Here is a 22,606-nt window from a genome sequence, read left to right as displayed (position 1 = left end):
TGAAGGAGGTGAAAGCATTGTGGAATGGGGTCGAGTTTTCTTTAAATAGGTGATTATGCGCTATTCACAAATTCACTCACTTGTATGGGATGACGATCGGGATTATTTGTTTGGTAGACTGTTAGCTGTTGCAGATGTACTTGAAAGGAGCGCAATGGATAAGAAAGAAGAGAGATCTACAAACGCTATCAAATATATGAATTCTTTCTCAACTCACCCTGCACGAACTTGGAAAACAATTCAAGAAAGCACACAGCCTTATCAAGCAAAATTGGGTAAACGTGCAACATATTATACGAAAATTATGGACGAAATAGGATCTAAATTGAGAATTGAAGATTATAATGACCAACCATTATCAGGAATATATCTTTTGGGCATGTATAGTCAACATCATGAATTATATAAAAAGAAAGATAGAGAAGAAAATACTCAAGAAGAGGGGTTAAAATAATGTCAGTATTAGATAATAAAATTGATCTCGCTGTAGTTCTTTCGGTTGAAAAGGCTAATTCAAATGGTGATCCATTGAACGGGAACAGGCCTAGACAAAATTATGATGGTTATGGAGAAATCTCAGATGTGGCGATCAAACGTAAAATTAGAAATCGTTTACTAGATATGGGTGAGAATGTTTTTGTTCAATCTAATGACAAAAAGGTAGATAATTTTTCTAGTTTAAGAGAACGCGCGGAAGCAAATGAAACATTAGCAAAAATTATGAAAGATAAAAAAAGAAGTAGTGAGGAGTTTGCTACAGTTGCATGTGAGAAATGGATAGATGTTCGTAGCTTTGGACAAGTATTCGCTTTTAAAAAAGGTAGAGGGAGTAGTCAGGGAGTATCAGTGGGTGTTAGAGGACCAGTCTCAGTACATACTGCAACAAGTGTCGATCCGATCAACATAACCAGTATGCAGATTACAAAAAGTGTGAATAGTGAACCGGGAGAAGGAAAAGGTACTGATACGATCGGAATGAAGCATCGAGTTGATTTTGGAGTCTATGTTTTTTACGGAAGTATTAATACCCAACTAGCTGAAAAAACTGGATTTACAAAAGAAGATGCTGAAAAAATAAAAGAGTCACTAGTTAGTTTATTTGAAAATGATGCTTCAACTGCACGTCCAGAAGGGAGTATGCAAGTGCATCATGTTTACTGGTGGGAGCATAATAACAAAATGGGACAATATTCTTCTGCTAAAGTACATCGCTCACTAAAAATAAATGCTAACGTAGACGAACATAATTCTTTTGAAAACTACGATTTTAATATAGAAGAACTAGAGGGCTTGAAAGTTGAAATTATCGAAGGTAGATAACGAAGAAGAGTATCTCATGATCTCTGGTATTCAGCACTATGAATTTTGCAAACGCCAATGGGCATTAATTCATGTCGAACAACAATGGGAGGAGAACGTTCGAACTGTTGAAGGACAGCACATTCATAAAAGAGCTGATCAACCATTTTTACGAGAAAAAAGAAAAAACAAGCTTGTCGTAAGAGGTATGCCTATTCAATCTAAAAGTTTAAAAGTTACCGGTATTTGTGATGTAGTAGAGTTTATTCAAGAAGATAAAGGTGTTGAGATTTTTGGTGAGAAAGGTAAATATATTCCCGTACCTGTTGAATATAAGCGGGTAAAGCCTAAGAGTCAAGAGTCTAATTTATTACAATTAACAGCACAAGCAATTTGTTTAGAAGAAATGCTAGTTTGTGAAGTTAAAATTGGATTTTTGTTTTATAACGAAGTTAAGCAAAGAATAGAAGTGCCTATTACAGAAAAATTGCAAGATAAATTTAAAAAAGTAGTTTCAGAAATGCATGAATATTATTCCAAGAGATATACACCTAAAGTTAAGATAGGTAATCATTGTAGAAGTTGCTCCCTTCAAAATATTTGTTTACCAACTTTAATGAATAAGAGATCGGTTAAGAGTTATATTGAAGGGATGATCAACGAATGAGGAAACTACTTAATACACTATTTGTTACCCAGCCGGATGTATACTTGTCATTTGATGGAGACAATAAGGAAAAGGAAAAGTTAGGTAGGGTTCCCCTTCATAATTTAGGATCAATTGTAGCATTTGGATATACAGGAGCAAGTCTAGCACTTATGGGTTATTGTGCTGAAAAGGATATTTCTGTCGTTTTTTTAACAATGAGCGGTAGATATTTAGCTAGAGTAATTGGGAAGAGAAGAGGCAATGTTGTATTAAGAAAGAAGCAATATCGAATTTCTGATAATGAGGAGCACTCTGCTCTTATTGCAAGAAACTTTATTATTGGAAAAATTTTTAATAATAAGTGGGTCATAGAAAGAATGACTCGGGACCATCCTATGAGAATTGATGTGAATCAATTTAAAGAAACGTCTACTCAATTATCAACAGTTATTAATGAAGTCATGGAGTGTAGTGAATTAGAAAGTCTCAGGGGATGGGAAGGTCAGGCAGCAATTGATTATAATAAAGTTTTTAATCAAATGATCTTACAACAAAAAGAAGACTTTTATTTTAAGTTACGATCAAGAAGACCACCGCAAGATAATGTAAATGCTATGCTCTCTTTCGCATATATCTTACTTGCCAATGATGTAACATCGGCACTTGAAACGGTAGGTCTTGATGCTTATGTAGGTTTCTTACATCGAGAGCGTCAGGTCGTGCCTCGCTTGCTCTAGATGTGATGGAAGAGTTAAAAAGTATTTATGCAGATAAGTTTGTATTAAACTTAATTAATAATAGAATTATCAATAGTAATGATTTTGTTAAGAAAGAAAATGGAGCAGTTTTGATGAAAGATGAAGCGAGGAAAAAGTTTCTAGCGGCTTGGCAAATGAGAAAACAAGATAAATTAACTCATCCATATTTAAAAGAAAAGATTGTTTGGGGGCTTGTACCTTATACGCAGTCACTTTTATTAGCTCGATATTTTCGTGGAGATATCGATCAGTATCCACCTTTTTTATGGAAGTAGGTGAATCGGTTGTTAATATTAGTAACTTACGATGTCCAAACTACAAGTAAGAATGGTGCAAAACGATTGAAAAAGGTTGCAAAAATATGTCAAAATTATGGTCAACGAGTTCAAAATTCTGTCTTTGAATGTGTCGTTTCCTCTACACAATATACAACATTAAAAATTGAGCTACAAGAGGTAATTAATGAGGAAGTAGACAGTTTAAGGTTTTATCGATTGGGGAAAAATTATAAAACAAAAGTTGGGCATTTTGGTGCGAAAGAATCTATTAATATTGAGGATCCTTTAATATTTTAGTGCGAAGTAAAGGCGATCATGAATATGCTGTTAGGTTCGCACTTAATTTGAATAAGAATTTGTTAAAAATCAGGTAAATTTGATCAAAAGATTCGGATTATTTTTAATTTAGTGGATTATCTAGAAGTAAAACAGTAATATTATGATTGTTTTCTAGAAAATTCGCTGTCGCATCCTTTATGTGTGCGTGGATTGAAACAATTAATTAATTCACTAGTGTTTTATGTTTTATAGCATTCACCCAAATGAATTATTATGTTGTTTTAAAGGTTGTTTAGTGAAAGTACATGTCATGAATCCCCTTTCAATGTACCCTACCAATCTATATTAGTACATAACAATTAGTACATAACAATTTAATATTTTAGTTGAAGTTTTATATAAAAAATGGTATTTTGGTAGATGACTATATTTTAATAAGGGGGACTTTTAAATGAAGAAGAAACTATGGTTATCACTATTACTTATGTTAACGTTATCACTATTCCTAGTCGCTTGTGGCGGCGGAGATGAAGGTGCTAACACTGATGCAGACGAAGAAACGAATACATCCGACGAGGGATCTACGGACTCTAGTGATGGAGGAGATAATCCGGATTTCTTAAGTTTCCTAACCGGTGGAACTAGTGGTACGTATTATCCGTTAGGTGGAGCAATTGCAAAAATTATTTCTGATGAAACTGGAATTCAAACAGATGCTTTATCTTCCAACGCATCTGCTGATAATATTATTGCATTAAAAGATGGGGAAGCGGAACTAGCTTTTACTCAGACTGACGTTGCCGCTTATGCAGTAGAAGGAATTAATGCTTTTGAAGGAGAGCCGGTTGATAATGTACTCGCATTAGGAGCTCTTTATCCTGAGACTGTTCAAATTGTAACAACGGATAAATCAGGTATCGAATCTGTTGAGGATTTGGCGGGGAAAAAAGTTTCCGTAGGTGCTCCGGGATCAGGAACGTATGTTAATGCGGAACAAATTCTTGAAGTACACGGTATGACAATGGACGATATTGATGCACAAAACCTTGATTTCGGTGAGTCTGCAGGTGGAATTAAAGACGGTAACATTGATGCCGCATTTATTACTGCTGGTACTCCTACAGGTGCTGTAGAAGAATTACAAGCAACCGCTGGCGTGTATGTCCTCCCAATTGAGCAAGACAAAGCAGATGAGCTAATTGAGAAATATCCATACTATGCTGTAGATACAATTTCAGAAGGGACGTATGGATTAGAAGAAGATATTAATACAGTTGCGGTATATGCAATGGTAGTTGTAAAAGACGATCTCTCAGAAGGTGTCGTTTACGATATTACAAAAGCACTTTATGAGAATGCAGATGCAATTGCTCATGCGAAAGCAGAGTATATTTCACTTGATAATGCACTTGAAGGTATTGGTTTCGAACTTCACCCTGGTGCTAAAAAATATTTTGAAGAAGCGGGACTTGAAGTAGAATAATAGGTTATAGAAAAGGCCGGTGGTCAAATACTGCCGGTTTTTTAAATCTAATATAAAAGTGGGCATTCCGTTATGGGAAAACGAAACTGGTTTATTATATTAATCATTATTGCAAGCCTTTCCATAGTTATTTTCATAACTATTCCTACTAAGTCAGCATTAATCTTTTACGAAAAAAACACCGATAAAGTTTCTGCTTACTTACCAATTGAGGTGGGTCAAACATTTCAGATCATTTTCACGCACTCGATTCATTTAACAGATGTAGTTGAAAAATACGAAATAACGGAAGATAGACAAATTAAACAATATGAAATTGTATTTGAAGAATTTGGAATTGGTATGCCTTCGAATGCGGAAGGAAATGAAGAATTTATTTATGAAAACGGTAAGTATCATATTAAAAACATGAATAACCTTTTTCCATCCATGAATATTCGAAATGGAAAGACGGTTTCAAAACACAGATTAATTTGGAAAGATAATAAAGGAAAAGAGCATATGGTTAATTTTAATCAATATTTTGAACCAGGAGAATGGTATACAGTTAAAGTTGAAAAATTATCTTTACTAAAAATATGGAAAGAGGTGAAGATTCGTGAGTGAATCAAAAGAAAATAATAATAATAATAAGCAACAAGAGGAACATATTGAAGAACTGACTGAAGAGCAGCAACAGGAGCTTATGAAGAAATTTGATGTAGAATCAAATACTCGAAAGTTGACTGGGATCGCTGCTGGTATTGTATTTGCTCTATTACTCGCTTTTTCATTATTTCAATTGTATACAGGAGCATTTGGGCAATACACGGCGTACATTCAAAGAACTGTTCACTTAGGATTTGCCTTAACATTAATATTTTTCTTGTTTCCAGCAAAAAAATCAACGGTTAGAAATAGTGTGCCTTGGTATGATATGATATTGATTTTACTATCTATTGTCGTTTGCGCATATTGGCCACTTTTTTATGATACATTGGTGCAGCATATAGGAACTATTTCAACCACTCAATTGATTATAGGTAGTATTGCTATTTTGCTCGTTTTAGAAGCATCTCGTAGAGCAGTAGGTTTACCTATAACAATAATTGCTGTATGCTTTTTGCTTTATGCTTATTTAGGGCCTTATATGCCAGGTATGTTTGCACACCGAGGGCTTACTCTACACCAGTTAGTTGATTCCATGTTCTTTACGACAGAGGGAATACTGGGTACGCCTTTACAAGTATCATCAACCTACATCTTTTTATTTTTATTGTTTGGAGCATTTCTTGTTCAAACGGGCGTGGGAAATTATTTCAACGATCTCGCGATCACGATTGCTGGAAAAAGAATTGGTGGACCGGCAAAAGTGGCAATATTTTCTAGTGCCTTACAAGGGACGATCTCAGGTAGTTCTGTAGCAAACACAGTTACAACTGGTTCTTACACAATTCCATTGATGAAGAAACTTGGGTATCACCGAAACTTTGCAGGAGCTGTTGAAGCTGCGGCATCAACGGGTGGACAAATCATGCCACCAGTTATGGGAGCAGCTGCATTTTTAATGGTTGAGTTTGCTGGTGTAAGTTATTGGACCATTGCAAAAGCTGCTATCATTCCAGCAATACTTTATTTTTCGGGAATATGGATTATGACACATTTTGAAGCAAAAAAGATGGGCTTACTTGGTCTTCCAGCTGATCAAATACCTAAATATAATGTAGTACTTAAAAAGCTACATTTACTTATTCCAATTTTAGTAATCGTCGTTCTATTATTCCAAGGATTCAGTATTGAAAGAACAGCTTTATATGGCATTTTATCGACAATTATTGTTAGTTTATTTCTGAAAGATACGCGAATAAACTTTACGAAATTTATAGAAGCTCTTACATCTGGTGCACGGACTGCTCTAGGAGTTGCTTCTGCAACAGCATGTGCGGGAATTATCGTTGGAGTAGTTACAAAAACGGGTCTTGGTTTAAAGCTAGGGAATAGTTTAGTTAGTATTGCAGGAAGCATTTCAACTAATGTACAAATGCAATTAATGTTGACGCTTGTCTTTACTATGATTACATCACTTATAATTGGTATGGGATCACCTACAACTGCAAACTATATTATTACTTCAACAATTGCTTTGCCAGCAATTTTGGCATTGAATGACATGTTACCAGTAGCAATTCCAGTGTTAGCTGGTCATATGTTTGTATTTTATTTTGGAATTATTGCAGATATTACCCCACCTGTGGCACTTGCGGCATTTGCGGCAACGGGGATATCTGGTGGAAACCCAATCAGGACTGGGGTGAACGCATCAAAACTTGCAATTGCAGCGTTCATCATTCCATATATGTTCGTATTGCAACCACAGTTATTAATGATAGATACGACATTTTTTGAAGTATTACTCGTTCTAGTCACAGCGGTAGCCGGAATGGTTGCGGTTGGAGCAGGAATGATCGGATATTGGTACACTAAATTAAATTGGATATTTAGAATAATCTCGGTTATTGGTGGATTAATGCTCATGTATCCTGGATTATATACAGATATCGGCGGAGTAATCATTTTTGTATTTATGTTAATTACGCAATTTATTAGTAACCGTAATCAGTCAAAAGGGGAGCCGCCAGCACAAGTAGCAACTAATTAAATCAAAAAAGAGAGCAGATGTTGCTCTCTTTTTTTTGGTAGTTAAGAAACCAACATGGCTCCGCATTGTGCAGTCACCATTTATCATGAGAGGGTTTTCAAAACAAAGTATAAATCCTTTTATGACTCGCTCACTGGCTAAAATTGCGACGTGAGGGGGCAACTATGCATCTTTTCGAGCCACTTCGTCGTGCAAGCGACTATGCTTACTCACCCTATCGAAGAGGATTTGCACTTTCATTCGTTCCACCGAAAAGCGTTTGTCTTAGGCGCGTGTACTAGGTCATTCGTAAGTGCAACTCATAATCTCACCCGAAGGATTGCGCTCACGAAGCATAAGTGCAACATCACTCTGTCTTTCGCCATTACGGCTCTATTAGGAAGGTAGACTAAGAACAGGCTTTTTAGCCTAACGTCGGCATACCCCTAGTGGGGGCAATTTTTCTTTAACGAATGCAAAGTTTTCTAATATCGCTTTTTATCTTTTTGGATCAAAGGCATCCCTTAGGCCATCCCCGATAAAGTTTATTGCTAGAACGGTAACTAGTATACTTAGTCCTGGTGGTATCCAAGCTTCAGGATGACTCTGTAAAATTCGAATATTTTGTGCTTCTGTAATCATATTCCCCCAGGTAGGGGTCGGTTGAGGTATACCCATTCCAATAAAACTTAGCGCTGATTCAGCGATTATCATTGTTGCCATTAGTAAGGTAGCGTTTACAATAATAGGACCAATGGCGTTAGGTAAGAAGTGCTTGCGAATAATTCGATAGTCGCTTGCGCCAATTGCTTTAGCCCCTTGAACAAATTCTTGCTCTCTTAAAGTTAAAAAAGAACCTCGGATGATTCGCGTCAATGTGGGCCACGTCGTAAGTGCAATAACGGTTACGAAAACCCCAATTGTAACTCGCTCTACAATCGACATGATGGTAAGGGCGAGCACTAAAAACGGTAAGGCGAGAACAATATCTGTTGCTCGCATGATAATTCCGTCCACGATACCACCGTAATATCCACTTAATGAACCGAGAACAACACCAATTACTACTGTAAAGAGCATTGCTGCTAAACCGATAGTTAAAGACACTCTAGTGCCGTAGACAAGTCTTGAAAAATTATCTCGTCCTGAAGAATCTGTGCCCAGATAGTGTTCTTTACTTGGTGACTGTTCTATCTTTAACATATTTGTCTTCGTTGGATCATGTTCGGTAAAAAAAGGAGCGAAAATAGCAACCAAGACAACAAAGATTAAAATAATGAGACCCAAAATGGCTAATTTATTTTTTAAAAAGCGACGTATCGATAATTGGAGAGGACTTCGATTACGACCATTAGGAACTACTGAATAATTATCTGCTTCGATTGGAGGTTGTATGTCGTCCGTTCGCATATCATTTGATTGCATGTATCATCACCGCCTTAATCATAACGAATCCTCGGATCAACTATACTATAGAAAATATCGGCAAGTAAGTTCCCGACTAGAATTGCAATTCCTAAAAAGAGTGAAATAGCCATTACAACGGGATAATCCCGATTTACAACAGAACTGATGAATAGTGCACCGAGTCCAGGAAAGTTGAATACTTGCTCTGTAATAATCGCTCCCCCTAGTAATGTTCCAAATTCAAAACCCATTAATGTAATAATAGGAATAAGTGCATTTCTCAATGTATGTTTATAAAGCACATTTCGTTCTGACATCCCTTTTGCCCTAGCCGTTCGAACATAATCGCTATCTAATACATCAAGTACTTCAGAACGCATATAGCGCATATAGGTTGCAGTTCCAGCAAGTCCTAATGTTATACCTGGTAAAACAAGATGATGGATTCGGCTCATAGATTCAGCAATTCCTTTCATTCCAGGTCCAGCAATAGTACCTTGTGCAGGGAACCAACCTAGTTTAATTGCGAAGATATAAATAGCAACAAGTCCGAAGAAAAAGTTTGGTATAGCTAGCCCCATAAAACCAAAAGTTGTTGCTGCATAATCGAGTGGTGAGTATGGTTTACGGGCTGAATAGATCCCAATTGGAATGGATACAATCAGTGTTAAAAAAAGGGAGAACACACCTAACCTAACAGTATTTCCAAACCGTTCAACGATTAAACTTTTTACAGTTCGACCATTATACGTAATCGATTCTCCAAATTCACCTTGAACAAACTTACTAACCCAATTTACATATTGGATATGAACAGGTTTATTTAATCCAAGTGCTTCTCTTTGTTGTTCAAATACTTCCGGGTTAACGTTTGGGTCTAATATTTTCCCGGTAAATGGATCCCCAGGGGCGGCTTTTGCTAATGTAAAGACAATAATGGATAAGGCAAATAGCATCGGAATAAAAATAAGAATTCGTCTAAAAATATATTGGTACATAAATTATCCCCCTTTTGAAGGAGAAGAGTATGCTCGTGAAGCATACTCTTAAAATCCCTTTATTTAATAATTATTCTTCTTCTGGTTCTAGCCACCATAAATGAGCGTTATTATTGAACTCGTAAGGTCTTACATCAAGACCTTGCAATCGCTTATCATGTACCCAAATTTTATTTTGTGCAAATAAAATTAATGCTGGAAGATCTTCAGAGAAAACATGTGTCCATTCAGAATACTTTTCGGCACGATACTCTTGTTCAAATGCTTCAGGAGCTTTTAATGCCTCGTTTAATAGTTTTTCTGATTCTTCATTATTCCAACCTCTTCTAAAAATTCTTGAATAATTGGGGCTGCTCTCTCACGTAGTTCATTTCCAGTAGGATAGTTCAAGTTAACGACCCACTCATTTCCGTCCGGATCTGTCCGGAAGCCATCATCACCCATTTCATAGCCAGCTTCATCTAAGATTTCAGCTGCTTTATCTGGATCATAATCATAAGGAATTGCAGCATCTTCGTCATATGCCCAAAATTGTACTGCAATAGGAGAATTGATAATGGTACCATGTCCATGTAGTATACCTTCCCCTGGTCCAGAACCAATTAATGCTTCTCGGTCAATCGCATATGCAATTGCTTGTCGTACCTCTTTTGGAATATTTTCATTTGGAACCCAGTTATCAGGGTTGATTTCTCCCGACTCTACATCTTCTGCAGTTCGGTGATTATGTTTAAATCCTAATAATTGATACCCAAAATCAGGTTGTTCAATAATCTCTAATTGGTCATTGGCCGCAAGAGTTTCATAGTCAGCTGGAGCAATACTACTTGGCTCAGCGATAAAGGTAACCTCTCCGGTTTCAAGCAGGCTAAGCATGACGGATTGTTCGATAACTTTCCAAACTATTTTGTCTAAATGAGCTGCTCCTTGCCAGTAATCATCAAAACGTTCTAAAACATATTGCTCACGTTCAACCATTTCAGTAAATTTAAATGGACCTGACCCAATAACTTTTCCGGGTTGTAATGATTCTTCGGCTTCAGGCATATCTTTGACAGGAATATCTTCAAATATATGCTTAGGAACAATGGCGAAACTTGCAAGATATTCAGGTGTTACATTTGGTTCGGCAAATTTGAAAACGACTGTATAATCATCTTCTGCAATTACACCTTCAAATTCATCTGTTTCCCCTGAGTTATATGCTTCATATCCTTCTAATTGGTCTGCATAATAACCACGCACTCCACCAGCATTAACATAATCAGGATCAGCAATTGATTGATAGGTAAACACAACGTCATGTGCGGTTAATTCCTCGCCATCATGCCATTTAATGCCTTCTTCCATATAAACCGTCAACTCTGTTTGGTCATCATTTAATTCCCAGTCCTTAGCAATACTTGGTTCAAATTCTAAGTCATTATTTTGAGCAAATAATGCTTCATGAGTGAAATCTAAAATATTAGCTTCATAAGCCTCTTCATAAAAAAGTGGGTTAAATTGTCCGGTAGGCGCTGTGTGCATTGCACCAGTAATGGTTCCACCATCTTGAGGTTCGCCAGAGGATTCTTCGGCTTCTTCTGTTGTTTCTGAATCATCTGATTCGCCATCGGTAGAAGTATCTTCGTCCGCCCCGCCACCACAAGCTGCTAACATAAATAAGGTAAATAATAAAGCGAGTAAAGCAACTAATTGTTTACGTTTAAACACTAAAATTCCTCCCCTTTTAAATAATATTGTCTGTAAAGAAAACGAAATCATGAACGCTCCCTACCACCCCCCCTAAATAGGTAACAAGATTCCCAAGTTTTCTATGAATATAAGTGACATGCAACGAGATGATCTTTCTCTATTTCTACCAAGTTTGGTCGCTCAACCGCACAACGATCAAAGGCATGTGGACATCTTGTTCGAAAAGCACATCCAGTTGGTGGATCAGCTGGGTTTGGAAGATCTCCTTTTAAAATAATTTTGTCTCTATTTGGTTCTTCATCATCGATTCCAATGACTGGAACCGCTGAAAGCAACGCTTGTGTGTACGGATGTAAAGGGTTTTCATAGATCTTTTCTTTTGATGTAAGTTCTACAAATCTACCTAAATACATTACAGCGACCCGATCACTTATATGTTTAATAACACTTAAATCATGAGCGATAAATAAATAAGTAAGACCGAGATCATCTTGAAGATCCTTCATTAAATTTAATACTTGTGATTGAATTGAAACATCTAGGGCGGAAACCGGTTCATCACAAATGACGAATTTTGGCTCCATAATAAGTGCTCTAGCAATACTTATCCGTTGTCTTTGCCCACCAGAAAATTCATGGGGGTATTTTAGTCTGTCGCTAGCACGTAGTCCAACTTTTTCAAGCATGTCAATTACGCGTTTACGTCTTTCCGATTTTGGTAATTGTTGTTGGATAACTAAAGGCTCTTCAATTAACTCCTCAACACTCATTTTGGAGTTGAGGGAAGCAAAAGGGTCTTGGAAAATAATTTGCATATCTTTTCTGAAAGGGCGTATTTCGCGATTGGCCATCGTAGAAATATCTACACTATTAAATATTATTTGTCCTGCGGTAGGATCGAGTAGTCGAAGAAGAACACGACCTAACGTAGATTTTCCTGATCCCGATTCTCCAACAACACCTAATGTCTCTCCTTCATAAACATGAAAAGAAATATCGTCAACTGCTTTTAATTGACCAATCGTTCGTTTTAAAATTCCACCTTTGATTGGAAAATACTTTTTAATATTTTTTGCATGAAGAAGGGGTTGTTCAATTTCTTGCTTGTCTGTTACTAAGATACCCTCTTTTTCTGTCAATTCTTATTCCCCCCTTCTGCATATAAAAAGCAGCGTACATCATGATTAGGAGTAATCTTAATCATGTCTGGATTAGATTTAATGCATTTTTCCATAACATAAGGGCATCTGTCTGAAAATCTGCAACCTTTGGGAAATTGATATGATGGCGGGACGATCCCTTTAATTGTTCCTAAACGATCAACCTCACTGTCCATATTCGGTATACTTTTTAATAATCCTTCTGTATATGGATGTTTTGTCAGCTTTAATAATTCTTTCGTATGAGAATGTTCAACAATTTGTCCCCCATACATAACCATGACACGATCTGCATATTCATATACGACGCCTAAATCATGGGTAATTAGTAGAAGGCCCATGCCAAGCTTTCGTTTTAAATCTTCTAGTAATTCGAGTATTTGGGCTTGGATTGTTACATCGAGTGCTGTGGTCGGTTCGTCGGCAATTAATAACTTCGGTTCACAAGAAATAGCGATTGCAATCATAACACGTTGCCGCATCCCACCTGATAACTGATGTGGGTATTCTTTCATGATTTCTTTAGCTCGTGGAATTCCAACCATATGTAATAGTTCAATAGCTTTTTCTTTAGCGGCCTGTTTTGATATTTTTTTATGTTTTCGTAGCACTTCCGTTATCTGATTTCCAATTGTAAAAACGGGGTTTAGAGCAGTCATCGGTTCCTGAAAAATCATCGCAATATCGTTACCGCGAATCGAAGTTACTTCTCTGTCGTGTAAAGCTAACAAATCTAGTTGATTTAAAGTGATAGAACCGTCTACAATTTTTCCAGGATCTTTTACTAAACGCATTACTGAAAGACCAGTCATACTTTTTCCACTACCAGACTCGCCTACTAGCGCAACAGTTTCACCGGGATAAATTTTAAATGAAACATTATCAACAGCTTTAGCCACTTTTTCATCTTCAAGATAAAAGTATGTTTTCAAGTTATCCACTTCTAAAACGGGTTGATTCGTCAAAAAATCATCTCCATTTCTAACAAGGTGTAATTTTCAGAATATACATTAAATTTTAGTCGTAATTATAAAATGGTATCTTATTTTTGTATTGTTTTTAACAGCATGATGTGTAGTCTTAGAGGTCGGTTGAATGAATCTTCGGTGTAGTATCTAGGTGAGAATCTTTAAAATATTAGTCCGCAAAATGGGGTTATTTGCCGAAATAATCCACCCATTCCCATGTTACAAACATATTACAATAAAGAAAATGTTTGTCAAGAGCTCTTCTGTCATGGAAAGGAAGCGTTTTCACTTTAAAATCACGGGATTATAGCATTTTACTATTTGGAAAAAATATTTTTTTATGCATAAATGCTTTATCAATGTGCATTCGTAACACTTTAATGTAGGGAAGTAATATTGAAATTAGCAATAGTAGAGGGTTTATTAATGCTTAATGCTGTTGTCATGAGTGTATTTGTTATAGTTATATTAAGCAAGTTTAGAATCAACGTACTATTTGCACTTATTATCGCTGCCATAACAGCAGGCTTAATGTCCGGCATAGGGTTGGAAGAATTCGTTACGACAATGATTTCAGGAATTGGGGATAATCACAAACTGCACTTAGTTATATTTTATTAGGTATTTTTGCGGTTATGATAGATTTATCAGGTATTACGTCAGTTCTAGAGGATGTTCAAAAAGTCCGGTAAAAATGGCACTGCGAATTTCGCACGAATGCTTGTTTCTCCGCTCCTTGAAAAAGGAAAGCACTTTTTCTGCGTGCTAGAAGCGTTTCCTTGGAAAAGAAGATCACTTTTCCTGCGTGCCAGATCTTTGCTCATGTATCTAAAATGCATACATGCCGCTGACGGGAGCTGCGCCGCCTCGAACTTCTTGGTCCTTTTTATCCTCCTTTTTATACGAAAATGGGAGATAAGCTCAATTTTGACACAAAAAAGCATCCCCTCTAAAAAGTAAAATTACTTTTTTTATTTGTTATATGATGCTTTTTATCCCCCATTTTGATTGGACTTGAGCTTATTAACTACCAAAATGGAAATCTGAACATTATGGATACTTTCTTCCACTAGATGCTCCGCCAGGGCATCCCTTAATGCGAGGAATACTAATCATCGAAAATGTTGTTTCCTCTGGTAGAAGTGTTGGTCATAGAAATGTACGATCACCAAGCTCTATAGTATCTATAATAAACAAAGTAATTAATTATTAAACGCCACACCCCCATTTTCATTCATTGCGGTGTCTAATAAGACATGGGAGTTTTGAACACGCACTATAAACTAATTTTCTTAAGTTTTCATATGTTGAGTAATCCCCTATAAATATTTCGTTTTTGGTGTCCAATTAGCGAGGAAAATTCCAATGAAAATAAAAACTCCCCCTAGCATGACATACCAGTGAATAGGTTCTTGCAATAAAATCCATCCGGAAAGGACTCCGAAAAACGGGGCTAAAAAGAGAAAAGCACTCGTTTTTCCCGGGTCGCCGATATGGAGTAAATAAAACCATACGGCAAATTGAACGATAGAAGCCATAATCGCAAGCCATAGCAAGATAAGAATGGAAGTTGCTGTCACTTCGAAAAAAGGTTTTTCTAAAATGAAACTACTTAAAAATAAGATGAGACCCCCAAATAGCATCTGGTAGGCAGTTAAAACCCAAACATCAATTTTCTGTCCCCATGTTTTGATAAGTAAAGTTCCAATTGCCCAAGAAACGGCTGATAAAAAACCTAAAATAGTTCCGACTTTAATCGATAAATGTGCGCCAAATGTAATAAATACACCGAGAAATCCTAGAATAACTCCAATCCATTGAAGCCTTCTATATGCTAGTTTCAAAAATACGGTGCCGAAAATGATGACAAGTAATGGGTTGATAAATGTAAGAATTGAAGATTCCCCAGCTGTAATTGTTTCCAAACTAACGAAAATACAGCCCATTACACCAGCTGTTTGAAAAAATCCAATTACAAATATTTTACCCCAATCTATTAATGTACTTGGATGAGGTCTTTTCCAGAGAACTACAAATATCGCCATCAATATGCCTGCAAGAGAGAAGCGAAAAGCGACTAATAGAATAGGAGATGAATAGATTAATCCTATTTTTCCAATTGCAAAAGCAGATCCCATTAGTGAAGTTGTTAAAATTACTAATAGTCCATAGATGTACTTGTTCATACAATCTCCTTAAAGTTTTACTAGATTTTTTGTTAACGTTAACTACAATTGTAACTACTATTTTATATATTGTCACATAATTGGAATGAGAAGGAAGATTTCAATTATTGAAAATTCCGTATTGCCTGTTGGAGTAGAAAAACAATCTAAATCTAAAAAAGGTGTAGTTAGAAGAGGCAATGCCATAAACATAGCTATTTTTGTTTATTCACCTTCCGCGTATTTTCTATCTAATTGAAGCTTTTGTAAACTAAATTCCCGTATTTTTTTGACATGAGGAAGGAATAAATTTATTAGCATACCAACTAAAACAGCATTGAACAGTGTACCAATTCCAATAGCCCCGTCGAAGAAAAATGCTGTGATAACGAGTACAACACTAATAGTTGCTCTGGAATAGGTCACGCTCCAGCCTGTTGCATTGGAAACGATGAGCATCGTATGATCAACCGGATTAGGTGCTACTTCAGACTGGATGTAAATTGCGATGCCAAGTCCAGTAAAGAGAATTGCTAATACGAGACAAATCCATTGACCAGTTAATGAATCAGCAAAATTCCCAAACTTTAATAAAAACAACCAACCGTCAATCCCAACCCCTGTAACAAATGATGTGACTAATGCAAAATATTGTGGACGTTTTCTTTCCGCTAAAGCGTTTCCGAAAACGATTATAAAACCAGTGATAATTTCCCAACTGCCAATGGTTAACCCGAATGTACGAAACAGTCCGACAAGGAGGGCATCATAGGGAGAAGTTCCAAGCGCAGACAAAACAGCTAAAGAAATCCCTAATGTTAGAATAATTAATCCAACTAAATAAAAATGTACTCCAGCCCGTAGTAATTTCATGCGCTTTATGCCTCCTTCTGTAAATTACTTTAACTATAGCAAAAATAATTTCATTAACCTATTTTTAAGTATTATTTTAGATTGTCTAATTTTACAATGAGAAAAATCGTTAAAAAAGCGTAGAGAATGCTTTTTCAACGATTCCGATAGTATCATATATTTTCATTTATTAATTCAGCAATCGTATGTCCGATAATGTTACCGGCTGTTTTTGGAGCAAATTTTCCAGGCAGTCCAAGTGCATGAAAAGTATTAATTCTAGCTTTTTTTGCTGCATCAAAGTCGATGCCTCCTGGTTTGGACGCAATGTCAATAATAAGCGTATTTTTGTTCATAACATTAATTATATCTTTAGTTAGTACAAGGTGAGGGATCGTATTGATACAAATATTTGTATCTTCAACGACTTCAATAAGCTTAGTTAATGAGATAGGCTGCATGTTCATCTCTCTAATTCTAGCAAAATCAGCCTGTTTCCGGGCGGCTACTATTACATTTGCCCCAATTTGATGAAACAATCGAGCCGTCGTTATCCCAACACGTCCAAAACCTGTAATTAATACATTTGCACCATGAATCGTATAATCCGTATTTTCCATGGCGATTTGTAAAGTTGCTTCCGCTGTAGGAATTGAGTTGGCAATTGCCATATCATCACGTTCAAATAAGATTATAAGTTTGCGGTTACAATTTTTCGCCAATTTTTTTAATGTATCATTTGCTGTACCTGTATAAATGACGCAGTGTTCTGGTGTTTTTTGAATCATTTCTTCTGTTATTGTTGCTTTTCTGGCTGGGTAATTTAATTCAACGCAACCATGTTCATCTAATCCTAGAATTGGAAGAACAATGTGATCAATTTGACTAAAGTTAATTGCATGGATAGATTTTTGATGGATGTTTGATTGTTTGAAATTGATATCAGAAAAACCTACAATAAAAACATCGGCATTTTTGTTTGCTAAATGATGGATTGCCTGTACATATCTTTTATCTCCACCAATTAACGCAATCCGTTTTCCTTCTAGCATAAGTTCACTCCTCATATTTGTTTGTATTTTTTAACACAAAAGCTATTTTATTGGCGGTGCTTAAATTTTATCATTTATTATACTATTGTAACTTACAATGATTTAGAACCTAGGTCTATTATAAAATGTCCGTATTATGTAATATTTTTAAATAGAATGTCATGGAACCGCATGTTATAATAAGATTGGATAAATGGTGTAGAGAGGTGCAGTTCATTGATTTCATCGGAGTGTATGGAAAAACAAACTATTCGTAGCTTTTTAGCCGACTTAAAATCTCTTGTAAAAGGCATTGTGTTAATTGCAAACATACTTCCAATTTTAAGTGGATTTTGGCTTGCGTTATATTTTACGGAGGTTTCATTTTTTGATATTTGGGAAAAATTTCTTTATATGACGATCGGCGGAACACTCATTATGGCTGGAGCGTTAATTTTAAACAATTGGTATGAAGTTGATTTGGACAAGGAGATGTACCGGACACAACAACGTCCTACGGTAACTGGTAATTTCTCAATGAAGTTTGTGCTAATTTTGGGCATTACAAGTTCTGCTCTTGGTATGGTGTTGTTGTTTTTTACAACGCTGGAAGCAGCGGTTTATGGATTTTTAGGCTGGTTCACCTATGTCGTTTTATATACATTCTGGTCTAAGAGAAAATATACGTTAAACACTGTAATCGGGAGTGTTTCTGGTGCGTTCACACCGCTAATTGGATGGGCAACTGTAACATCCGCTTATCATATCATCCCTATCGTATTATTTATTATTTTATTTATTTGGCAAATTCCGCATACTTTTGCGATTGCAATCAGACGCTATGAGGAATATAAAGCAGCGAAGGTTCCAATGTTACCTGTTGTTTATGGATTTGATATTACAAAAAGACAATCTGCTGTTTATATTGCGTGTTTACTACCACTCCCCTTGTTTTTAACTTCATTAGGGACAGGTTTTGTCGTAATCACGTCAATTTTAAATATTGCTTGGCTCGTTCTTGCGATTCGTGGATTATTTATGGAAGACCATAAGAAATATGCAAATAACATGTTTTACTTTTCGTTAAGTTATTTAACGATTGTGTTCGGTATGATGATTGTTATTACACTGCCAATATTTAATTAATTTTGAAAGTCCTTTGCAATGGGGCTTTTTCTTTTTATTTTCTCGTAACTATTTTATACTAGAAGTATCTAGAGATTTGGAAGGGAAAAAGTCTAATGAACCTTATCTATACAGGAAAAACGAAGGATGTCTATCGATTGAATGATGGCAATATTAAATTGAAATTTAAAGATGATGTCACAGGTGAAGACGGAACTTTTGATCCGGGAGCGAATACAGTCGGTTTAACCATCGAAGGCGCAGGAAAGTCCGGACTAAAAATGACGAAATATTTCTTTGAAAAATTACACGAGAAAAATATCCCAACTCATTACATAAAAGCAGATATGGATGATGTGTCGATGACGGTAAAGGATGCGGAGATGTTCGGTAATGGATTAGAAGTAATTTGCCGCTACCGAGCAGTAGGTAGTTTTTATCGCCGTTATGGTGCATATTGTGAAGAAGGGCAGCCACTTGATTCGTTTGTTGAGGTGACAATTAAAGATGATGAACGCGGGGATCCTCCAATTTCAAAAGACGCACTTGACGCATTACATATTTTAAAAAGAGAAGAATATGCACAATTAGAAAAGTTAACTAAAGAAATCTCTGAAATAATTAAAAATGAATTGGAGAAAAAAGGTTTATCTTTGTACGATATAAAACTAGAATTCGGACGAGATAAGGAAACAGAGAAAATCATGTTAATAGATGAAATTTCCGGTGGCAATATGCGGGTATATGATCAAAATGGGAATTATGTTGAACCACTTCGACTTGAAAAAATGTTATTTGACTAATAAACTGTCAAGTATCTTAAAGAGAGTGATCAATGTGGGGTGAAAAATTGGATAAATCAATTGTACACCAACTATTTAATAGCTATTACAATCTTTTCCCGAACAGAAGCTCAATCGCAATTGCAGATCTAACCCATTTTATTTATTATCAGCCAAGTTTGGATATCGATTTAAACATTAAACCGGGGGATCCTGTGCATTCGGACACAGTTACTTTTAAAGCAATTCAGGAAAAAAGACGTGTGAAAGAAATTAAAGATAATAACAGGTTTGGTGTTGATTACTATGCAATTTCTCATCCTATTTTGCAGGATAAAAAAGTAATTGGAGCTATGACTGCGATATTTCCCCAAGAACCTGAATTTCTCTCCATCCCTTATTTAACAGTAAAGATAACAGATAGATGGGTGCCAATACATTTTAGTCAGATCATCTATATGGAAGCGCAAAATCGCAAAACGTATGTAACATCAAAAAATAAAAAAGGCACGCATCGTTTCAATTTAACTGAACTTGAAGTTGTGTTGCCAAAAAATACGTTTAATCGCTGTCATAGATCGTATATAATTAATTTAAATCAAATAAAGGAAATTCAACCTGATTCACATTCAAGCTTTATTCTAATCATGTCAGATGAGTCACGTGTTCCGGTAAGTCAGACTTATTCGAAGAGGCTCAGGAAGATTATGGGTTTTTAAGAAAAATAGTCATTTTTAAATATGTCTTTAATGTACGGAAAAACGTAGTTCAGTAAAGAATTAAGCCCTTTCATACATAAGGACATGAATATTACATTAAAAATGATAAAATAATGTTAGAATTAAAACTTTTAAGAGGTGATTTTTGTGGGAATTGATTTAAGCCAATTCATAAGAAATAAAGCGTTCTTAAACAAGGTTGTATCAGCTGAAGAGGCTGCTTCATGGATCAAAGATGGTATGAATTTGGGAATGAGCGGATTTACACTTTTTGGAGAGCCAAAGGAATTTCCTCTTGCACTTTCAGAACGTGGTAAAAATGAAAATTTCAAAGTAAACCTATATACTGGAGCATCATTAGGGCCAACTGCAGACCAATCAATGGCTGAGTCAGATATTATAAATTTACGTGTTCCTTATCAAGGTAATGCGGTAATGCGTGGAAAGATCAATAGCGGAGAAATGTTCTATATTGACCAACATTTATCTCATACAGCAGAAGAGGTAAGAAAAGGAACTTTGGGTAACATTGATTACGCTATCATTGAAGCAGCTGCAATTACTGAAGACGGTATGATCATTCCAACTGGATCTGTTGGAAATTCACCAATCTTCGTTGAAAAAGCGGATAATGTAATCGTCGAACTTAACACATCAGCACCAAAAGAGTACGAAGGGTTGCATGACATTGTTGTGCTCGAGGAACAAGGTGAGCGTAAAGAAATTCCAATGTACAGTGTTGGAGATCGTATCGGTGATATTGGAATTAAAGTTGATCCTGATAAGGTAAAAGGAATCATTTTATCAGAACAGCCTGACATTCCATCTCCATTATTCGAACCGAATGAAGAAACACAGCAAATTGCTGATAACTTACTAGATTTCTTTGCAAGTGAGGTTGAAGCAGGCCGTTTACCAGAATCTTTAGCACCGCTTCAGTCAGGAGTAGGTTCTGTAGCAAACGCTGTATTAAGCGGAATGAAAGACTCTCAGTTTAAAGATATTGAAGTTTACTCTGAGGTACTACAAGACGGTATCTTTGACCTAATTGATGCGGGAGTTGTTAAATTCGCATCTGCAACTGCATTCTCACTTTCTAAAAAACGTGTAGAATCTTTAGGAGAAGATTTAGCTAAATATAAAGATAAAATTGTATTCAGACCACAAGAAATTTCTAACCATCCGGAAAACATTCGTCGTTTAGGTGTTATTTCCTTTAACACTCCAATTGAAGTTGATATTTACGGAAACGTAAACTCAACCCATGTAAGTGGAACAAGAGTAATGAATGGAATCGGTGGATCTGGTGACTTTGCTCGAAATGCTAGAATTACAATTTTTGTAACATCTTCATTAGCAAAAGGCGGAGATATTTCTACAATCGTTCCGTTTGTATCTCATGTAGACCATACAGAACATGATGTAGATGTTATTGTAACAGAACAAGGATTTGCTGACATTCGTGGTCTAGCTCCAGTTCAAAGAGCTGAAAAAATTATTGAAAACTGCGCTCATCCTCAGTACAAAGCACAGTTACGTGAATACTTTGAAGAGGCAAAAGAAAAAGTTGGTGGGCATACACCGCATATGCTTGATAAAGCATTCTCATGGCATACACGTCTAAAAGAACATGGTTCAATGTTAATGAGTGAAAAAGTAACAAAATAAATTGAAGTTAAAAAGGGTTACATTTCGTAACCCTTTTCTTGTTTGTTCTGTTAAAGAAGGAAACTAAGGAAAATTTGATGTTCCCGTCCCAAATATATTAGCTTCGTAAAAAATGTGTAGTATTCATCTAAAATGTGTAATATTTTAAAGAATGTGCCGCTTCCTCAAAGAATATGCCGTTAATTTCTCAAGATGAGCCAAATCTTCGAATTATGTGCTGTTTTTTCTCAAGATGAGCCAAATCCTTGAATAATGTGCCGTTATTTCTCAAGATGAGCCAAATCCTCGAAAAATGTGCCGATTTATCCAAAGATGTGCCAAATCCTCGAAAAATGTGCCGATTTATCCAAAGATGTGCCAAATCCTCGAAAAATGTGCCGATTTATCCAAAGATGAGCCAAATCTTCGAAAAATGTGCCGCTTTATCCAAAGATGAGCCAAATCCTCGAAAAATGTGCCGATTTATCCAAAGATGAGCCCAATCCCTTGAAAAATGTGCCGCTTTATCCAAAGATGAGCCAATCCCTTGAATAATGTGCCGATTTATCCAAAGATGAGCCAATCCCTTGAAAAATGTGCCGCTTTATCCAAAGATGAGTCAAATCTTCGAAAAATGTGCCGTTTTATCCAAAGATGTGCCAAATCCTCGAAAAATGTGCCGTTTTATCCAAAG

Annotated in this window: 19 protein-coding genes and 2 pseudogenes; 13 read left to right on the top strand and 8 right to left on the bottom strand. The window is 36.1% G+C overall.

Going from position 1 to position 22,606, the window contains the following annotated elements; all coding sequences use genetic code 11:
• Positions 1–88 precede the first annotated feature (88 nt).
• The 8 genes and pseudogenes from SPD89_RS13810 to SPD89_RS13775 form a co-directional block, all read left to right on the top strand.
• Positions 89–454: pseudogene (locus SPD89_RS13810) on the top strand (type I-C CRISPR-associated protein Cas8c/Csd1); the annotation flags it as partial.
• The gene (gene cas7c, locus SPD89_RS13805; RefSeq protein ID WP_336262532.1) at positions 454–1,320 is read left to right on the top strand and encodes a type I-C CRISPR-associated protein Cas7/Csd2; all 867 of its coding nucleotides are present in this window, start codon (positions 454–456) and stop codon (positions 1,318–1,320) included. The pseudogene SPD89_RS13810 and the gene cas7c, both read left to right, overlap by 1 nt.
• A 16-nt stretch (positions 1,321–1,336) precedes the next feature.
• Complete coding sequence (gene cas4, locus SPD89_RS13800; protein ID WP_336262560.1) at positions 1,337–1,966, top strand: CRISPR-associated protein Cas4; 630 nt, start codon at positions 1,337–1,339, stop codon at positions 1,964–1,966.
• Positions 1,963–2,981, top strand: a pseudogene (gene cas1c / locus SPD89_RS13795) (type I-C CRISPR-associated endonuclease Cas1c). The gene cas4 and the pseudogene cas1c overlap by 4 nt, the downstream one beginning before the upstream one ends.
• A 9-nt stretch (positions 2,982–2,990) precedes the next feature.
• Positions 2,991–3,281, top strand: a complete 291-nt coding sequence (gene cas2, locus SPD89_RS13790; protein WP_336262531.1) for a CRISPR-associated endonuclease Cas2 — start codon at positions 2,991–2,993, stop codon at positions 3,279–3,281.
• A 433-nt stretch (positions 3,282–3,714) separates the two neighbouring features.
• On the top strand, positions 3,715–4,746 hold the full coding sequence (locus SPD89_RS13785; RefSeq protein WP_336262530.1) for a TAXI family TRAP transporter solute-binding subunit: 1,032 nt from the start codon (positions 3,715–3,717) through the stop codon (positions 4,744–4,746).
• A gap of 72 nt (positions 4,747–4,818) precedes the next feature.
• Positions 4,819–5,352, top strand: coding sequence for a DUF1850 domain-containing protein (locus tag SPD89_RS13780; protein ID WP_336262529.1), 534 nt, complete (start codon positions 4,819–4,821; stop codon positions 5,350–5,352).
• Between the two features lie 79 nt (positions 5,353–5,431).
• Entirely contained in the window at positions 5,432–7,384 is a 1,953-nt protein-coding gene (locus SPD89_RS13775; protein WP_336262559.1) for a TRAP transporter permease, read from the top strand.
• Between the two features lie 477 nt (positions 7,385–7,861).
• Here SPD89_RS13775 and opp4C read toward each other — a convergent pair whose 3' ends face one another.
• The 5 genes from opp4C to SPD89_RS13750 all read right to left on the bottom strand — a co-directional run bounded on the left by opp4C (position 7,862) and on the right by SPD89_RS13750 (position 13,588).
• Positions 7,862–8,788 (bottom strand): oligopeptide ABC transporter permease, encoded by a 927-nt coding sequence (gene opp4C, locus SPD89_RS13770; protein ID WP_336262528.1) that lies wholly within the window; start codon positions 8,786–8,788, stop codon positions 7,862–7,864.
• A gap of 14 nt (positions 8,789–8,802) precedes the next feature.
• Positions 8,803–9,768, bottom strand: a complete 966-nt coding sequence (locus tag SPD89_RS13765; RefSeq protein ID WP_336262527.1) for an ABC transporter permease — start codon at positions 9,766–9,768, stop codon at positions 8,803–8,805.
• A 288-nt stretch (positions 9,769–10,056) separates the two neighbouring features.
• Entirely contained in the window at positions 10,057–11,481 is a 1,425-nt protein-coding gene (locus tag SPD89_RS13760; RefSeq protein WP_336262526.1) for an ABC transporter substrate-binding protein, read from the bottom strand.
• Positions 11,482–11,582: 101 nt separating this feature from the next.
• Positions 11,583–12,602 (bottom strand): ABC transporter ATP-binding protein, encoded by a 1,020-nt coding sequence (locus tag SPD89_RS13755; protein WP_442961166.1) that lies wholly within the window; start codon positions 12,600–12,602, stop codon positions 11,583–11,585.
• Positions 12,599–13,588, bottom strand: a complete 990-nt coding sequence (locus tag SPD89_RS13750) for an ABC transporter ATP-binding protein (RefSeq protein ID WP_336262525.1) — start codon at positions 13,586–13,588, stop codon at positions 12,599–12,601. The genes SPD89_RS13755 and SPD89_RS13750 overlap by 4 nt, the downstream gene beginning before the upstream one ends.
• A 429-nt stretch (positions 13,589–14,017) precedes the next feature.
• On the opposite strand from SPD89_RS13750, the gene SPD89_RS13745 reads away from it, so the two are divergent.
• A complete protein-coding gene (locus tag SPD89_RS13745; RefSeq protein WP_336262524.1) occupies positions 14,018–14,212 on the top strand; it encodes a GntT/GntP/DsdX family permease in 195 nt (64 codons plus the stop codon).
• A 698-nt stretch (positions 14,213–14,910) separates the two neighbouring features.
• Here the strand turns inward: SPD89_RS13745 and SPD89_RS13740 are convergent.
• The 3 genes from SPD89_RS13740 to dpsA form a co-directional block, all read right to left on the bottom strand.
• Complete coding sequence (locus tag SPD89_RS13740; RefSeq protein ID WP_336262523.1) at positions 14,911–15,777, bottom strand: DMT family transporter; 867 nt, start codon at positions 15,775–15,777, stop codon at positions 14,911–14,913.
• A gap of 204 nt (positions 15,778–15,981) precedes the next feature.
• Positions 15,982–16,629 carry a YczE/YyaS/YitT family protein gene (locus SPD89_RS13735; protein WP_336262522.1) on the bottom strand — a complete coding sequence of 216 codons (648 nt, stop codon included), beginning with the start codon at positions 16,627–16,629 and terminating at the stop codon, positions 15,982–15,984.
• Between the two features lie 152 nt (positions 16,630–16,781).
• Positions 16,782–17,660, bottom strand: a complete 879-nt coding sequence (gene dpsA, locus SPD89_RS13730) for a dipicolinate synthase subunit DpsA (RefSeq protein WP_336262521.1) — start codon at positions 17,658–17,660, stop codon at positions 16,782–16,784.
• Between the two features lie 216 nt (positions 17,661–17,876).
• Here dpsA and cyoE point away from each other — a divergent pair, with 216 nt between their 5' ends.
• From cyoE to SPD89_RS13710, 4 genes are all read left to right on the top strand, one after another.
• The gene (gene cyoE, locus SPD89_RS13725) at positions 17,877–18,785 is read left to right on the top strand and encodes a heme o synthase (RefSeq protein ID WP_336262520.1); all 909 of its coding nucleotides are present in this window, start codon (positions 17,877–17,879) and stop codon (positions 18,783–18,785) included.
• Positions 18,786–18,880: 95 nt separating this feature from the next.
• On the top strand, positions 18,881–19,567 hold the full coding sequence (locus SPD89_RS13720; RefSeq protein WP_336262518.1) for a phosphoribosylaminoimidazolesuccinocarboxamide synthase: 687 nt from the start codon (positions 18,881–18,883) through the stop codon (positions 19,565–19,567).
• 32 nt (positions 19,568–19,599) lie between these two features.
• Positions 19,600–20,265, top strand: coding sequence for a LytTR family DNA-binding domain-containing protein (locus SPD89_RS13715; RefSeq protein WP_336262517.1), 666 nt, complete (start codon positions 19,600–19,602; stop codon positions 20,263–20,265).
• 147 nt (positions 20,266–20,412) lie between these two features.
• Positions 20,413–21,933 (top strand): succinate CoA transferase, encoded by a 1,521-nt coding sequence (locus SPD89_RS13710; RefSeq protein ID WP_336262516.1) that lies wholly within the window; start codon positions 20,413–20,415, stop codon positions 21,931–21,933.
• Positions 21,934–22,606: the final 673 nt, after the last annotated feature.

Source organism: Pseudogracilibacillus sp. SO30301A (assembly GCF_037072025.1).
GTDB lineage: Bacteria > Bacillota > Bacilli > Bacillales > Amphibacillaceae > Pseudogracilibacillus.
This window is presented reverse-complemented; position numbering and strand designations above follow the sequence as displayed.

Coding starts and splice junctions, on each gene's coding strand:
- SPD89_RS13735 (WP_336262522.1), bottom strand. CDS start 16,629: ATGAAATTACTACGGGCTGGAGTACATTTTTATTTAGTTGGATTAATT.
- SPD89_RS13745 (WP_336262524.1), top strand. CDS start 14,018: ATGCTTAATGCTGTTGTCATGAGTGTATTTGTTATAGTTATATTAAGC.
- SPD89_RS13740 (WP_336262523.1), bottom strand. CDS start 15,777: ATGAACAAGTACATCTATGGACTATTAGTAATTTTAACAACTTCACTA.
- cas4 (WP_336262560.1), top strand. CDS start 1,337: ATGATCTCTGGTATTCAGCACTATGAATTTTGCAAACGCCAATGGGCA.
- SPD89_RS13785 (WP_336262530.1), top strand. CDS start 3,715: ATGAAGAAGAAACTATGGTTATCACTATTACTTATGTTAACGTTATCA.
- cas7c (WP_336262532.1), top strand. CDS start 454: ATGTCAGTATTAGATAATAAAATTGATCTCGCTGTAGTTCTTTCGGTT.
- SPD89_RS13715 (WP_336262517.1), top strand. CDS start 19,600: ATGTGGGGTGAAAAATTGGATAAATCAATTGTACACCAACTATTTAAT.
- SPD89_RS13775 (WP_336262559.1), top strand. CDS start 5,432: ATGAAGAAATTTGATGTAGAATCAAATACTCGAAAGTTGACTGGGATC.
- SPD89_RS13780 (WP_336262529.1), top strand. CDS start 4,819: ATGGGAAAACGAAACTGGTTTATTATATTAATCATTATTGCAAGCCTT.
- opp4C (WP_336262528.1), bottom strand. CDS start 8,788: ATGCAATCAAATGATATGCGAACGGACGACATACAACCTCCAATCGAA.
- dpsA (WP_336262521.1), bottom strand. CDS start 17,660: ATGCTAGAAGGAAAACGGATTGCGTTAATTGGTGGAGATAAAAGATAT.
- SPD89_RS13720 (WP_336262518.1), top strand. CDS start 18,881: ATGAACCTTATCTATACAGGAAAAACGAAGGATGTCTATCGATTGAAT.
- SPD89_RS13765 (WP_336262527.1), bottom strand. CDS start 9,768: ATGTACCAATATATTTTTAGACGAATTCTTATTTTTATTCCGATGCTA.